This is a genomic window from Microbacterium memoriense (assembly GCF_025398275.1).
Classification (GTDB): Bacteria; Actinomycetota; Actinomycetes; order Actinomycetales; family Microbacteriaceae; genus Microbacterium; species Microbacterium memoriense.
Window position 1 is genome coordinate 251,128 of the sequence record NZ_JAODOR010000010.1, and the last position, 15,217, is coordinate 266,344.

Below are 15,217 nucleotides of genomic sequence, written 5' to 3' on the forward strand. Positions count from 1 at the left end.
GCCACGGTCCGCGCGCTCCGCGTCGACGGCTACCGCCGCATCCCCACCGACCCTTCCCGCCTGCCCTGACGCTGACGCCTCGAGAGAGCGGGGGTCAGGGGCGGAGGGACGTCACAGCGTCCAGGAGGATGCCGGCCGAGCGCGCCCAGGAGAACCGGGCGATGTGGGCGCGGCCGGCGGCGACCACGGCGACCACAGCGGCGGGGTCGTCGAGCGTGCGGACGGCGTCGGCGAAAGCGGCGGCATCCGTGCCGGGCGCGTACAGCGCCCCGCCGCCGGCGACCTCCCGGAAGATCGGCATGTCGGTGATGACGGCGGGCACGCCGAGCTCGATCGCCTCGGCGACCGGCAGCCCGTACCCCTCGTCGAGGGATGCCGACACCAGCACGGCGCGGTCGGCCAGCAGCGCCGCGTACTCGGCGTCGGTCACCCCGCCGTGGAACACGACGCGTCCACCGGCAGGCTCGATGAGCGCCTCCAGCTCGGCGCGACGGGCATCGGAGATCCGAGACAGCAGATGCAGCGTGCGACCGGGAAGCATCCCGATCGCCCGAATGAGCGTCTCGACGTTCTTGTAGGGCATGAATGAGCCCATGTAGACGAGGTTCTCCGCGCCGGGCACCACCGTCACCCCGAAATCCGCCAGGCGCTGCGGCGCGTTCGGGATCACGACAACGGGTCGCTTCGTCAACCGCACGCGCGCGAACTCGGCCGCGGAGGTCTCGCTGACCGTCGCGACGATGTCGGCGGCGTTCAGTGTCAGCCGCTGCGGAACGTACGACAGGTGGAAGAGGCGCCACCCCGCGCGCACATACCAGGGCAGATCCTTCGGCGGCGTGCGATGCCGGTAGTAGATCGTGTCGTGGAGGGTGAGGATGAGCCGGAAACGCCGCCCGAGTGAACCGATCGTCTGCATCGGCGAGAACACGGCATCCGGATGCTGCTTGTTGAGCCCGAGCGCCGCCAGCGGCTCGATGATCGCGGTCGGATCCCCGATCACGAGGACCTCGGCGCCGGCCGGGAGAAACGCACGCTGGCGCTCATCGAAGATCAGGTACGTGACCTCGATGCCGCGGTCCGCCGCCGCGGCGGCGACCGCAGCGGCGAGCTCGGTGGAGTACCGACTGATCCCATCGTGGAAATCCACGCGGATGTAGCGCGCATCGAAGAACAGGCGCATCTCAGAGCGGCTCGCCCCGGTACAGCTTCTCGAAGGTGTCCAGGGTCTTCTCGATGTCGTGGATCTCCACGCCATCCAGCGACGCCTGCTGCATCCGTCGGTACTCCACCGGGTCGGCGGTCAGGACGCGACGAAGCTTGTCGGCGAGATCATCGACGTTTCCCGGTTCGAACAGATAGCCGTTCTCGCCGTCATGGATGAGGTGCGGAAGGGCGACGGCGTTCGCGCCGACCACCGGCAGGCCCGAGGCCATGGCTTCCATCGTCGCGATCGACTGCAGCTCGGCGATCGACGCGATGGCGAACACGTCGGCCTGCGCGTACGACGCGCGCAGCTGATCCTCCTCGACCCGCCCGTGGAAGACGATCCGGTCCGACAGGCCCAGCCGCTGCGCGGTCTGCTCGAGGTTGCGGCGCTGGTCGCCGCCACCGACGATGTCGAAGGTGATGTTCGGGATGTCGGTGACGAGCTTCGCGATCGCCTCGAGTGTGACCTCGACGTGCTTCTCGGTCGTCAGGCGTCCGACGAACAGCACGCGGTAGTGATCGCGCTCGCTGAAATCGGGGGTGTAGTTGCGCTTGTCGATGCCGCAGCTGATGGGGATGACACCCGTGATGTCGATCGTCGCCTCGAGGAACTCCGCAGCCTTGCGCGTCGGAGTCGTCACCGCGCGCGACATGTCGAACGTGCGCTTCGCGTCATCCCAGGCGAGCTTGAGCACGAGCTTGTCGAGCAGGGGCGGCAGGGTCGTGAAGTCGAGGACGTTCTCGGCCATGACGTGATTGGTCGCGATCACCGGGATGCCGCGCTGATGCGCGACGCGCGTGAGCGCGCGCCCGAGGACGATGTGCGACTGGCTGTGCACGACGTCCGCGGGAACCTCGTCCAGAAGCCGTCGCGAGTAGTGCTTCGCGCGCCAGGGCCACGCGAAACGCAACCAGTCGTGGGGGAACCAGCGCCACCCCGGCGGCCGGTGGACGGTGATCTCCTGGCCCTCGATGACCTCGCGGAAGACGCCGTGATTGCGCAGCGAAAGGCCGGGAGTGAGGACGTGCACGTCGTGGCCACGACCGGCGAGTCCCGCCGCGAGCCGCTCGGCGAAGCGCGCGGCCCCGTTGACGTCGGGGGCAAAAGTATCGGCGGCGATGACGATCGTGAGCGTTCCCCGGGCGGGGTCGTGCGTCGCGGATCCGGTCACGGGGTACGGGGCCAATCTGTGCGGCGGTGGCGCACCGCGGATCGCGGAAACACCGATGCGAGTCTAGCCGAGCACCCTCCGCACCCCCGGGAGCACCCGCGCGGCACGTAGCCTGAAGTCATGGCGCGACTTCACGCAGATGCAGACCCGACTCGCTGGGTGCCGGTGACCGAGTCCTTCGGCTTCCGGGGGCGCCGGGCCCGGAAGCAGGCGATCCGGATGCTGCTGACCCAGGCCGGCGGAGCGCTCGGCGCGGCCGGGCGTCCGGGTGGCGGGGTCACTGCGTGGGCGGTGAGTCAGGCCGCACCGTGGCTGATGCGCAAGGCCGCCGGCCGTGTGCTCGTCTGGGTCTGGAAGAGCGAGCCCGATCTGCTGGTCGTCATGGCACAGATCCAGGAGCTCACGGCGCAGCTGCGCACGGCGCGCGCGATGATGCCGATCGAGTACGACGACACCGAGACCTTCCGCGGCACCTATCTGGGGGTCGGCGAGAAGCTGGTCATGGCACTGCCGGCATCCGCCACGACTCCCCCGTTCGCGACCTACACGTGGGACACCGGCACGCACCTCATCACCCTGACGGCCGTGTGCGCCGACCGCGAGCGCTTCGGCACCGTGATCGGCGCTGTCGACGATCTCGCCCGCTCGTTGCGGCTGACCGACGACCTCACGGTGGGCGAATCGGCCGTGCTGCGGATCGATCCCGCCTGACGCGCGCGCCGCGTCAACAAGATGACGTCACGTGACGCCGCGTGACGCCCCTTGACATCGCACTCCATCGAGCACGGAGGGCACACCTAACCTCTCGGATGGGCAGACCACCGCCCACACCCGGGATAACGGGATCCCTCAGGAGGCGATGTGACGATCAACGACGCGAAGGCCGGCCCTGCCGTCCAGGATGCGGCGGCCTCACGTGCCGCGCGCATCGCGACCGAAGGGGCTCGCGCGCGCGCCCCGCGCGCCTCGTCGCGGCCGAACGGGCAGTGGAAGATCGACGGCAAGGCCCCCCTCAACGGCAACGAAGAGTGGAAGCAGGTCGATGACGGTCTGAGCGTGCGGGATCGCATCGAGAACACCTACTCGAAAGGCGGATTCGCCTCGATCGACCCGACGGATCTGCACGGACGGTTCCGCGTGTGGGGCCTGTACACGCAGCGCAAGCCCGGGATCGACGGCGGCCGCACCGCGACGCTCGAGCCGCATGAACTCGAAGACGAGTACTTCATGCTGCGCGTGCGCATCGATGGCGGCCAGCTCACGACCGAGCAGTTGCGGGTCATCGCCGGCATCTCGATGGAGTTCGGTCGAGACACCGCCGATCTGACGGACCGACAGAACATCCAGCTGCACTGGGTCGAGGTCGAGTCGATGCCCGAGATCTGGCGCCGCCTCGAGGCGGTCGGCCTCGGCACGACCGAGGCCTGCGGGGACGTACCGCGGGTCGTGCTCGGCTCCCCCGTCGCGGGTATCGCAGCCGACGAGCTCATCGACCCCACTCCGCAGATCGACGAGATCACGGCACGATTCATCGGGGACGAGACCCTCGCGAACCTGCCCCGCAAGTTCAAGTCCGCGATCACGGGGCACCCGAGCCACGACGTCGTGCACGAGATCAATGACGTTGCCTTCGTCGCTGTCGACCACCCCGAGCTCGGCATCGGGTATGACCTCTGGGTCGGCGGAGGGCTGTCGACGGCGCCCCGACTCGGCGAGCGCCTGGGCGCATTCGTCTCGCCCGAACGTGTCACCGACACGTGGCACGGCGTCGCGCAGATCTTCCGCGACTACGGGTACCGGCGGCTGCGCAACAAGGCGCGTTTGAAGTTCCTGCTCGCCGAGTGGGGGACCGAGAAGTTCCGGCAGGTACTGCAGGACGAGTACCTCGGCTACGCGTTGCCCGATGGGCCCCCCGCACCGAAACCCCTCACGCAGGGCGATCACGTCGGCGTCCACCGCCAGAAGGACGGCCGCTTCTACATCGGCGTCACCCCGATCGTCGGTCGTGTCTCCGGCCCGAATCTCGCGAGGTTGGCCGACCTGATCGAGGCCCACGGCTCGTCGCGCCTGCGGACGACCCCGCATCAGAAACTCGTGATCCTCGACATCCCCGAAGACCGGATCGAGTCGCTCATCGCCGGGCTCGACGACCTCGGGCTTTCGGCGCGGCCGAGCCTCATCCGACGTGGCACGATCGCGTGCACCGGGATCGAGTTCTGCAAGCTCGCGATCGTCGAGACGAAGGCCTACGCGACGGATGCGGTCCTCGCTCTCGAGGAGCGTCTCGCGGGCATCGATCTGCCGCATCCGATCTCGCTGCACGTGAACGGATGCCCGAACTCGTGCGCGCGCATCCAGACCGCCGACATCGGCCTCAAGGGCCAGCTCGTCACGATCGACGGAGAGCAGGTACCCGGCTATCAGGTGCACCTGGGCGGAGGGCTCGCGGACCCTCACCGCGAAGAACCAGAACTCGGGCGGACGGTGCGCGGGCTCAAAGTCCCGGCCGACGGCATCGCCGATTACACCGAGCGGGTCGTGCGGAGATTCCTGCAGGACCGCGATGCGGCATCCGACGAATCGTTCGCCGAGTGGGCGCACCGCGCCGACGAGGAGGCCCTCGTATGAGCGTCTCTCTCTCGCCGCGGATCACGGTCACGCGCTCGCACGACGACCTGCGCGCGCTCGCCGAAGCCGGCAACATCGAGCTTGGGTCGATGACCGATCATGAAGCATCCCCCGCCGACGTGGTCGCGTGGGTCGCGCGTCATTTCGGCGCGGAAGCCGCGGCCGTCGCGTGCTCGATGGCCGATGCGGCGCTCCCGCACCTCGTCGCGGAGCGACTGCCCGGGGTCGACGTGCTGTTCCTCGACACGGGCTATCACTTCGCCGAGACGCGGATCACGCGCGATGCGGTGGACACCGCTCTCGATGTGCGGATCGTCGATGTGCTGCCCGACCAGACCGTCGCCGAACAGGATGCGTCCTTCGGCGCCCGCCTGTACGAACGCGACCCGGGACTGTGCTGCGCGCGCCGCAAGGTCGCCCCGCTCCGAGAGGCGTTGGGTGGCTACGAAGTGTGGATCACCGGTGTGCGCCGCGAAGAAGCGCCGACGCGCGCGAACACCCCGCTTGTCACGTGGGACGAGCGCAATGGCCTCGTGAAGGTCAACCCGGTCGCCGCCTGGACGTTCGACGACCTGCTCGACTACGCGGGCCTGCACCAGGTGCCCGTGAACCTCCTCGTCAGTAACGGATATCCCTCGATCGGGTGCGCGCCGTGCACGAAGGCCGTCGCTCCCGGCGAGGACCCGCGCTCCGGGCGCTGGGCCGGGCTCTCCAAGACCGAATGCGGGTTGCACTCATGACCACCGTCACGTCACGCCTCGATACCCTCGACCTGCTCGAGGCCGAAGCAATCCACATCATCCGCGAGGTGGTCGCCGAGTTCGAGCGCCCCGTCCTGCTCTTCTCGGGCGGCAAAGACTCGGTCGTGGTGCTGCATCTCGCGACGAAGGCGTTCTTCCCGGGACGTGTGCCGTTCCCCGTCCTGCACGTCGACACGGGTCACAACTTCCCCGAGGTGCTCGCCTTCCGCGACGAGACCGTCGCGCGGCTCGGAATCCGGCTCGAGGTCGCCCGCGTACAGGACTACATCGACGACGGTCGTCTGCACGAGCGCGCCGACGGCACGCGCAATCCGCTGCAGACGCTGCCGCTTCTCGAGGCGATCGCGGCCGGGAGGCACGACGCGGTCTTCGGGGGCGCCCGCCGCGATGAAGACAAGGCGCGGGCCAAAGAGCGCATCATCTCGCTGCGCGACGAGTTCGGGCAGTGGGATCCCCGCAACCAGCGCCCCGAGCTGTGGAGCCTCTACAACGGGCGCCACACGCCCGGCCAACACGTGCGGGCCTTCCCGATCTCGAACTGGACCGAGCTCGACGTCTGGCGCTACATCGAGCGCGAGGGAATCCCGTTGCCCCCGCTCTACTTCGCGCACGAACGCGAGGTATATGCGCGTGATGGCATGTGGCGCGCGGTGGGTGAGTCGTCGCCGGCCCGGCCCGACGAAAAAACCGAACGTCGCCTCGTGCGCTACCGCACGGTCGGCGACATGAGCTGCACGGGCGCCGTCGAATCGGACGCCGCCGACCTCGCCGCGATCGTCGCGGAGATCGCGGTGTCCACCCTGACCGAACGCGGCGCTACGCGGGCCGATGACCGCATCTCGGAGGCCGCCATGGAAGATCGCAAGAAGGACGGGTACTTCTGATGTCCACGACCGAAGCCGTCCGCACGGCGCTCGACACCTCGACCCTGTTCCGCTTCGCGACGGCCGGGTCGGTCGACGACGGCAAGTCGACCCTCGTCGGGCGACTGCTGCACGATTCGAAGGCGATCCTCGCCGACCAGCTCGAACAGGTCGCCCGCACGTCGGCCGAGCGCGGCTTCGCGCACGGGGCATTCGACTTCGCCCTGCTGACCGACGGCCTGCGCGCAGAGCGGGAGCAGGGCATCACTATCGACGTCGCCTATCGCTACTTCTCGACCGGCAATCGCAGCTTCATCCTCGCCGACTGCCCGGGGCACGTGCAGTACACGCGCAATATGGTGACCGGCGCCACAACCGCCGACGCCGTGATCGTCTTGATCGACGGCCGCAAGGGTGTGCTCGAACAGACCCGGCGCCACCTCGCCGTCATCGCGCTGCTCCGCGTTCCGCACGTCATCGTGGCGGTGAACAAGATCGATCTGCTCGGCTACGCGCACTCCGCGTTCGACGAGGTCGCGGCACAGGTTGATCGCGTGACCGCCGAGCTCGGCATCGATGACGTGCATGTCATTCCGGTGTCGGCCCTCGAGGGTGACAACATCGTCGACCGATCGGCCCACACGCCCTGGTACGACGGGCCCGCGCTGCTCGAACTGCTCGAGACGCTCCCCGGTCAGGAAGAGCTCGCGTCAGCCCCGGGCGACTTCCGGCTTCCGGTGCAGCTGGTCCTTCGCCCCCAGGGCGGCCTGTCGCCCGAGATCGCTGCCGGCGAGGCGGAGGGTTTGCGTGACTACCGTGCCGCCGCCGGGCGCATCGCGTCGGGTTCGGTGCGCATCGGAGACGAGGTGCAGGTCTTCCCCTCGGGCATCCGTACGATCGTGTCCGGCATCTCGGTCGCCGGGGTCGACGTCGATCGCGCTACCGCGCCGCAATCGGTGGCACTCGAACTCGCGGGCGACATCGACGTCGCGCGCGGCAGTGTGATCGCAGCGACCGACACCCTTCCCGGTGCCCGACGCGAGATCGACGCTGAGCTCTTCCAGCTCGATGCACGCACGCTCGTCGAGGGCGCCCGCGTGCTCGTCAAGCACGGTACCGCGACCGTCCAGGCGGTCGTCACACAGATCGAATCGCGCTACGACCTCGACACGCTCGCGCACGAGCCCGCCGAGGCGCTCGCGGTGAACGACATCGGTCGTGTCCGGCTGCGCCTGGCCGCGGTCCTCCCCCTCGAGTCCTACCGGGACAACCGTGCCGGGGGCTCGTTCCTCGTGATCCATCCGGCCGACGGCGCGACTCTCGCCGCCGGCATCGCGCGCGACTGACCCGTCGCGCATCCACTCACACGCACGACCCGCTGAAGGAGGCGACACCGTGAACAACATCCGCACCGCGACGACGATCACCACCCTGGGACTCGTGGCATGCATGATGGCGGGTTGCACCTCCGCCGCAGCGAACACGGCCGAAGAAGTCACCGAGCTGCGTCTCGGCTACTTCGCCAACGTCACCCATGCGCCGGCGTTGATCGGTCTCGAAGAGGATCTGTTCGACGATGCCCTCGGCGATGTCGATGTGACCACCCAGGTCTTCAATGCCGGGCCCGCCGCGATCGAGGCGCTGACCGCAGGTGCGATCGATGCGACCTACATCGGTCCGAACCCCTCGATCAATACGTACATCCAGTCGGGCGGCGTCTCGGCCCGCATCGTCGCCGGCGCCGCGACGGGGGGCGCAGCGCTCGTCGTCCACGAGGGCATCGACTCGCCCGCCGACCTCGAGGGAACGACGATCGCGACCCCCCAGCTGGGCAACACGCAGGATGTGGCCTTGCGCGCCTGGCTTGCCGCGCAGGGATTCGCAACCGACACGACGGGCGGCGGTGACGTGAACATCACCCCGACCGACAACGCCCAGACCCTCACGCTCTTCCAAGACGGCAACGTGGACGGTGCCTGGCTCCCCGAGCCCTGGGTGTCGCGTCTGGTTCTCGACGCGGGGGCGCACGTGCTGGTCGACGAAGCGGATCTCTGGGCAGACGGAGAGTTTCCCACCACGGTGCTGCTCGTGCGGGCCGAGTTCCTCGACGCGCATCCGGACGTCGTCGAAGATCTGCTCGCGGGCCACATCGCCGCGGTGCAGTGGATCGAGGAGCACCCCGATGAGACGCCGACGGTCATCAACAACGCGCTGGAAGACGAGACCGGCAAACGCCTCGACGATGCGGTCATCATCCGCGCGCTCGAGCACGTGACGTTCTCGGTCGATCCGCACGCCGACACGTTCGAAACCCTGGTCGCGAACGGTCTCGAGGCCGGAACACAGAAAGAGGGATCGATCGAGGGGTTGTTCGACCTGCGACTCCTCAACACGCTGCTCGAGGCATCCGGAGAGTCCGCCGTGTCGGCCGCCGGGCTCGGAGAGGATTCACCGTGATGTTGCCGTCTCGCGAAGCACGCACCGACGCGGTGCCTGCGCGCGTGCCGAACCTGCTCGGTCCGAGTTTCGACAGCGTCGCACCCGTCGCGGTGCCGACGTCCGCTCCGGCCTCGGCCGTGCGTATCGACCGCGTGTCGAAGCAGTTCGGAACCGGCCCCGTTGTCCTCGACGACGTCAGTCTCGACATCGCGCCGGGCGAGTTCGTCTGCCTGCTCGGCGCATCGGGCTGCGGCAAGTCGACACTGCTGAACCTCATCGCCGGTCTCGACAGGCCGTCGTCGGGTCAGATCGAGACGCCCGGCGAGGGGTCGGCGGTCATGTTCCAAGAATCCGCTCTCATGCCCTGGCTCACCGCGCGACGCAACGTCGAGCTCGCCCTGCGTCTGCGCGGGGTCCCGCGTCGCGAGCGCCACGAGAAGGCGCTCGTTCTGCTCGATTCCGTGAATTTGGCGGATGCCGCCGACAAGCGTCCGCACGAGCTCTCGGGCGGCATGCGCCAGCGCGTGGCGCTCGCGCGCGCGCTGGCTCAGGATCGGCCGGTGCTGCTGATGGACGAGCCGTTCGCGGCGTTGGATGCGATCACCCGCGACCTGGCCCACGAAGAGCTCGAGCGTGTGTGGCGCACGACCGGTCGCACGATCGTCTTCGTCACCCACAACGTGCGCGAAGCCGCCCGCCTCGGGCAGCGCGTTGTGTTGATGGGGAGCCGCCCCGGCCGCATCGTGCAGGAGTGGCGCATCACCAAGACCACCGGGCGTCGCATCGAGTCGCCCGAGGTCGCCGCGCTGTCGGTGGAGATCACCGATCAATTGCGCAAGGAGATCCGTCGCAATGCCGCATGACACTGTTGTCGCGGGTCGGCCGTCGACCTCCGAAGACCTCCGCAGCCTCGAAGCGGGCCTCGATCGCCTGCAGACCGACGCCGAGCGCCCGGGTGGGCGCGGCCGGGACATGCTCGCCAGCGTGCTGCTGCCCGTCGCGTTCGTGGCCCTCTTGCTCGTCGCGTGGCAGCTCTACGTCGTGATCGCTGAGCCGCGCCCGGACCGGCTTCCGTCGCCTCTCGCCGTGGCCGGCGCGCTGGGTGATGCGTGGGATGCCGGTCGGCTCCAGCTCGCCGTCACCACGAGCCTCGAGCGGGGGATCGTCGGGTTCGTTATCGCGATCGTCGTCGGCACACCCATCGGATTGCTGCTCGCCGAAGTGCGCCCGATTCGCCGTGCCGTCGGGCCCATCATTTCGGGCCTGCAGGTTCTGCCCTCGGTCGCCTGGGTTCCCGCGGCGATCCTCTGGTTCGGCCTTTCGGACGCGACGGTCTACTTCGTGATTCTGATGGGCGCGATCCCCTCGATCGTCAACGGACTGATCGCCGGCGTCCAGCAGGTACCGCCGCAGCTGCGCCGGGTGGGCACCGTGCTGGGCGCGAGCCGGCGGCAGTTGGCGACGTCGGTCATTCTGCCCGCTGCTCTTCCGGGATATCTCGCCGGCCTCAAGCAGGGGTGGGCGTTCTCATGGCGCTCGCTCATGGCGGCGGAGATCATCGCGACCGGTGGGACGATCGGGTTCGGCCTCGGTTCGATGCTCGATCAGAGCCGTGAACTCGCGGATCTGGCGGGCGTCCTCGGGACGATCCTGGTGATCCTCTTCATCGGGATCTTGATCGAACTCCTCTTCTTCGGTCCGCTGGAGCGACGGATGCTGCGGCGCCGCGGACTCCTTCTCTCCGGAGGTGCGCGATGACGGGTCAGGTCTGGCTGGTGGGCGCCGGCCCCGGCGACGCGGGACTCCTGACCGTGCGCGGGTTGCGCGCGCTCGAGCGGGCCGACGTAATCGTCGCCGATCGGCTCGGTGCGCGCGCGGTGCTCGACGGCCTCGCGGCCGATGGCGTCGCACTCCGCGCCGAGGTCATCGACGTCGGCAAGCTGCCCGGTCATCACGCCGTGCCGCAGGACGGCATCAACGCGCTCCTCGTGCACCTCGCCCGCGAGGGCAAGAATGTCGTGCGCCTCAAGGGCGGCGACCCTTACGTCTTCGGCCGCGGTGGGGAAGAACTCGCGTTCTGCCGAGAGGCAGGCATCGAGGTCGTCGTCGTTCCGGGCATCACGAGCGCGATCTCCGTGCCCGCTCTTGCCGGCATCCCCCTGACACACCGCGGGCTTGCGACGGCCTTCACCGTCGTCACCGGCCACGACCAGATCGTGGCGCTCGGCGGAGGACGCGACCACACGGTCGTGCTCCTCATGGGCGTCGGCACGCTCGCACACTCCGCCGTCACCCTCGCCCGCGGTGATCGCGGTGCGGACTGCCCGGTCGCGATCGTCGAAGACGGCTTCGGCCCACGGCAGCGGGTCACAGTGGGCACCCTCGGCACGATCGCGGCACAGGCGGCCGCGCGCGGCATCCGCTCCCCCGCCGTCGTCATCGTCGGCGACGTCGTGCGTCTCAGCCCCTTCTCTCCGGCCGAACTCGCCGCCTCGGCGCGGGATGCGTCAGAACAGCACACCGCTCGCCTGGTCACCCGCCTGTCCACGTGACAGATGTGGCCGCATCCGGCACGCCGAAGCGACCACACGTGACCCTCGAACCACTCACACCGAAAGACACCTCTGTGACTTCTCTGAACCTGCGCGTCGCGATCGTCGGCGCTGGACCCGCCGGTATCTACGCGGGCAACATCCTCACCAACGCTGTCCGCGACACCGGTGGGGAGGTCGAGATCGACCTGTTCGACTCGCTTCCCGCGCCCTACGGCCTTATCCGCTACGGCGTCGCGCCCGATCACCCCCGCATCAAGGGCATCGTCACGTCGCTGCACGAGATGTTGGATGCCGGCGCCATCCGCTTCCTCGGCAACGTCGAGGTCGGTCGTGACATCGCGATCGACGATCTGCAGGAGCGCTACGACGCCGTCATCCTCGCGACGGGCGCGATCCGGGACGCCGCACTCGACATCCCGGGCATCGATCTGCCGGGCTCGTACGGTGCCGCCGACTTCGTCGCGTGGTTCGACGGACACCCCGACGTGCCGCGCGAGTGGCCGCTCGAGGCCGCGGAGGTCGCCGTGATCGGCAACGGCAACGTCGCCCTCGACGTGGCACGCGTGCTCGCGAAGCACGCCGTCGACCTGCGATCGACCGAGGTGCCCGACAACGTCCTCGCCGGGCTCGAGGCCTCCGCCGTGACCGACGTGCACGTGTTCGGCCGGCGGGGCCCGCTCGACGTCAAGTTCACCCCGATCGAGTTGCGCGAACTGGGAGAGGTGCCGGGTGTCGACATCGTGCTCGCCGACGAAGACTTCGAGGCTCTCGAACTCGCCGCGGGCTCCAGCAACCAGCTCAAGGTGATTCTGCGGACTTTCCAGGCGTGGCGCACCCGCGGGCTCAGCGGCGCGAGCCGTCGGCTGCACCTGCACTTCTGGCACGCGCCGGTCGCCGTCCTCGGCGACGACCGGGTCGAGGCTCTGCGCTTCGAGCGCACGGCGCTCGGCGCCGACGGTGTCGTGCGCGGCACCGGTGAGATGCGCGACATTCCCGTGCAGGCCGTCTACCGCGCCGTCGGGTATTTCGGCACGCCCGTTGTCGACGCGCCGTTCGACGACGCGCGCGGAGTGATTCCGAACATCCAGGGACGCGTCGTCGACGTGCCCGGCCTGTACGCGACCGGCTGGATCAAGCGCGGCCCGGTGGGCCTGATCGGCCATACCAAGTCGGATGCCATGGAGACGATCGCCCACCTCGTCGCCGATGCGAGCGCCGGCGTGCTCCCTCCGCGCGCGATCGACGACGACGTCGTGGGCCTTCTCGACGAGCGCGACGTCGCGTACACGACATGGGATGGCTGGCTCACCCTCGACGCGCACGAGCGCGCCCTGGGCTCCGCACACCAGCACGTCCGCGAGCGGGTCAAGGTCGTGGCGCGTGATGAGCAGGTCGAGATCTCACGCGCCGCCAGCCTCACGCTGTCATGAGGGACGCCATCGCGTCCCTCGGCGGGACGGCGCCACGTGGCTGACACGTCGGTCGATGTGCTGATCATCGGCGGCGGCCCGGCGGGGCTTTCGGCCGCACTCAACCTCGCTCGCGCCCGGGCATCGGTCCTCGTGGTCGACACCGGACGACCCCGCAATGCCGCGACCCTGCGCTCGCACGGCTTCCTCACGCGCGACGGCATCTCGCCGATCGAGCTGCGCAAGCTCGCCCGTGCCGAACTCGAGGCGTACCCGAACGTGCAGGTTCTCGACCGCACGAACGTCACGACGCTCACGCCGGTGGATGCCGCGGACACCACGCGCTTCACCGCGACGCTGCAGTCAGCGCGCTCTCGGGAGCCGCGCGTGGTCTCCGCGCGCTCGGTGCTCATCGCGACAGGTCTGCGCGAGACGCTGCCGGCGGTCCCGAACCTGCGCGCCTTCTACGGTATGAGCCTGTTCAGCTGCGCCGCGTGCGACGCGTGGGAGCTGCGGGATCGTCCGCTCGCCCTGATCGGGGAGACACCCGACCTCCCTGCACGCGCGCGCCTCATCGCGCGCTGGACCGACGACCTCACTGTTTTCACGGACGGCGCCGATGTCGTCGACACCGTCGAAGAGGCCGAACTCGCGGCATCCGGAATCGTCGTCGAACGGCGCCGCATCGCCGACCTCGATGGAGATCGCGGCCAGATCAGCGGCATCCGCCTCACGGACGGCACGCACATCGCCATCTCCGGCGGATTCGTGCGACCGCACTGGGAACCCGCCCTCGATTTCCTCATCGGGCTCGACGTCCACCGCGACAGCGATGGCCATCTCCTCGTCGACAGGTCCGGCCGGACCACGATCGCGGGGCTGTACGGCGCGGGCGATGCCGTGGCTCCCGGGCCGCAACAGCTCATTGTCGCCGCCGGCCAAGGCGCGCGCGCGGCGGCGGTGCTCATCCACGACATCGTCGGCGTGAGCACCGCGCACTGAGCAGCCGACACACGCGCACTCGCTCTATCCAGAGCCCACTCCCAGGGGCCAGACTCAAGAGTGACGAAAGGGATGCCCGTGACCGACTTCAGATTCGGACCCGTTGAGCTCTACCTCGTGAGCCTCGACGGCGACCGCCCGGCGCCGGCCGTCGTCGATTCGCTCCATGAGCTGATCGCCTCGGGAGCTGTGCGCCTCCTCGACTTCGTGATCGTCCACAAGGACGAGGACGGTGCCGTCACCTCGATCGAAATCGAGGACCACGTCGAAGAGTACGGTTTCGAGGACATCGAGTTCGGCGCGATCGGCGTCACCGGCCAAGAGGACATCGAGGCCTTCGCCGAACTGATCGAGCCCGGACAGTCCGCCGCCGTCGTCGCGCTCGAGCTGGCCTGGGCTGCTCGCCTCGCGGCGAGCGTCGCCGCCTCGGGTGCCGAGGTTCTCAGCGTCGAGCGCATTCCCGCAGCCATCGTCAACGCCATCGTCGAACTCGACGACACCGAAGGAGAGTAGGCCCATGAGAAGAGGAGGACGCCCCGGGTTGATCGGCCTCGCCGCTCGCACCGCCGTCATCACTGGCACCGCCAACGCGATGGGCAACCGTGCCCACGCGCAGCGTCAAGCCGCAGACCAGCAGGCACAGTTCCAGGCCGCGCAGCAGCAGGCGCAGATCGATGCCGCCGCCGCTCAGGCCGTTGCCGCGCAGCAATACGTGGCCCCTGTCGCTGCTGCTGCGCCCGCACCGGCAGCGGGTGTCGACATCGTCGCCGAGCTGCAGAAGCTGGCCGCGCTGAAGGATGCCGGCATCCTCGACGACGCAGAATTCGCCGCGGCGAAGGCCAAGCTGCTCAGCTGATTCTCGGCGCGGGCGGACGCGCGTGGCCGTCGCCCGACAGCCAGCGCAACCACCATGCCTGCGGGTCACCTTCGAGCACGAGAGCGCGCACGAGAAGCGTCAGCGGGATCGACAAGATGGCCCCCAGCGGGCCGATGACGAACGTCCAGAAGATCACCGAGAAGAAGCTCAGCGTCAGGCTGAGGTCCACGGCGTCGCTGACGAATTTCGGTTGGATCATGACCTGGAGCGTGACGTTGACGACGCAGTAGACCGCGATGACGGCGAGCATGAGCGGCCATCCGCCGACGGCGAGGGCGAGCAACGCGGTGTGATGTCTCAGGACT

The 15,217-nt window shown here is 69.0% G+C and carries 16 protein-coding genes; 13 read left to right on the forward strand and 3 right to left on the reverse strand.

The features are described from left to right. Nucleotides 1–94 precede the first annotated feature (94 nt). Nucleotides 95–1,180, reverse strand: a complete 1,086-nt coding sequence (locus N4R40_RS09380) for a glycosyltransferase (protein ID WP_261607100.1) — start codon at nt 1,178–1,180, stop codon at nt 95–97. A gap of 1 nt (nt 1,181) precedes the next feature. After that, nucleotides 1,182–2,378: a glycosyltransferase gene (locus N4R40_RS09385; RefSeq protein WP_261607101.1), complete on the reverse strand. Its 1,197-nt coding sequence runs from the start codon at nt 2,376–2,378 to the stop codon at nt 1,182–1,184. Between the two features lie 120 nt (nt 2,379–2,498). On the opposite strand from N4R40_RS09385, the gene N4R40_RS09390 reads away from it, so the two are divergent. The 13 genes from N4R40_RS09390 (at nt 2,499) to N4R40_RS09450 (ending at nt 14,891) form a co-directional block, all read left to right on the forward strand. Then, nucleotides 2,499–3,089: a hypothetical protein gene (locus tag N4R40_RS09390; RefSeq protein ID WP_261607102.1), complete on the forward strand. Its 591-nt coding sequence runs from the start codon at nt 2,499–2,501 to the stop codon at nt 3,087–3,089. 216 nt (nt 3,090–3,305) lie between these two features. Continuing rightward, nucleotides 3,306–5,006 carry a nitrite/sulfite reductase gene (locus N4R40_RS09395; RefSeq protein WP_315902495.1) on the forward strand — a complete coding sequence of 567 codons (1,701 nt, stop codon included), beginning with the start codon at nt 3,306–3,308 and terminating at the stop codon, nt 5,004–5,006. Then, a complete protein-coding gene (locus N4R40_RS09400) occupies nt 5,003–5,746 on the forward strand; it encodes a phosphoadenylyl-sulfate reductase (RefSeq protein ID WP_261607103.1) in 744 nt (247 codons plus the stop codon). The genes N4R40_RS09395 and N4R40_RS09400 overlap by 4 nt, the downstream gene beginning before the upstream one ends. Beyond that, complete coding sequence (cysD, locus tag N4R40_RS09405; protein ID WP_261607104.1) at nt 5,743–6,651, forward strand: sulfate adenylyltransferase subunit CysD; 909 nt, start codon at nt 5,743–5,745, stop codon at nt 6,649–6,651. The genes N4R40_RS09400 and cysD overlap by 4 nt, the downstream gene beginning before the upstream one ends. Next, a complete protein-coding gene (locus tag N4R40_RS09410) occupies nt 6,651–7,976 on the forward strand; it encodes a sulfate adenylyltransferase subunit 1 (protein ID WP_261607105.1) in 1,326 nt (441 codons plus the stop codon). Before cysD ends, N4R40_RS09410 begins: the two co-directional genes overlap by 1 nt. Nucleotides 7,977–8,025: 49 nt before the next feature. Next, a complete protein-coding gene (locus N4R40_RS09415; RefSeq protein WP_261607106.1) occupies nt 8,026–9,087 on the forward strand; it encodes an ABC transporter substrate-binding protein in 1,062 nt (353 codons plus the stop codon). Further along, nucleotides 9,087–9,932: an ABC transporter ATP-binding protein gene (locus N4R40_RS09420; RefSeq protein WP_261607127.1), complete on the forward strand. Its 846-nt coding sequence runs from the start codon at nt 9,087–9,089 to the stop codon at nt 9,930–9,932. Before N4R40_RS09415 ends, N4R40_RS09420 begins: the two co-directional genes overlap by 1 nt. Continuing rightward, nucleotides 9,922–10,827, forward strand: coding sequence for an ABC transporter permease (locus tag N4R40_RS09425; RefSeq protein WP_261607107.1), 906 nt, complete (start codon nt 9,922–9,924; stop codon nt 10,825–10,827). Before N4R40_RS09420 ends, N4R40_RS09425 begins: the two co-directional genes overlap by 11 nt. After that, the gene (gene cobA / locus N4R40_RS09430) at nt 10,824–11,621 is read left to right on the forward strand and encodes a uroporphyrinogen-III C-methyltransferase (RefSeq protein WP_261607108.1); all 798 of its coding nucleotides are present in this window, start codon (nt 10,824–10,826) and stop codon (nt 11,619–11,621) included. Before N4R40_RS09425 ends, cobA begins: the two co-directional genes overlap by 4 nt. 74 nt (nt 11,622–11,695) lie before the next feature. Beyond that, nucleotides 11,696–13,054 (forward strand): FAD-dependent oxidoreductase, encoded by a 1,359-nt coding sequence (locus N4R40_RS09435; protein WP_261607109.1) that lies wholly within the window; start codon nt 11,696–11,698, stop codon nt 13,052–13,054. Between the two features lie 36 nt (nt 13,055–13,090). After that, the gene (locus tag N4R40_RS09440) at nt 13,091–14,035 is read left to right on the forward strand and encodes an NAD(P)/FAD-dependent oxidoreductase (protein ID WP_261607110.1); all 945 of its coding nucleotides are present in this window, start codon (nt 13,091–13,093) and stop codon (nt 14,033–14,035) included. Nucleotides 14,036–14,107: 72 nt separating this feature from the next. Continuing rightward, nucleotides 14,108–14,548, forward strand: a complete 441-nt coding sequence (locus N4R40_RS09445) for a DUF6325 family protein (RefSeq protein WP_261607111.1) — start codon at nt 14,108–14,110, stop codon at nt 14,546–14,548. 4 nt (nt 14,549–14,552) lie between these two features. Next, entirely contained in the window at nt 14,553–14,891 is a 339-nt protein-coding gene (locus N4R40_RS09450; protein ID WP_261607112.1) for an SHOCT domain-containing protein, read from the forward strand. Here the strand turns inward: N4R40_RS09450 and N4R40_RS09455 are convergent. Further along, the coding region (locus N4R40_RS09455; protein ID WP_261607113.1) for an AI-2E family transporter at nt 14,884–15,217 on the reverse strand (334 nt) is incomplete at its 5' end. The genes N4R40_RS09450 and N4R40_RS09455 overlap by 8 nt on opposite strands.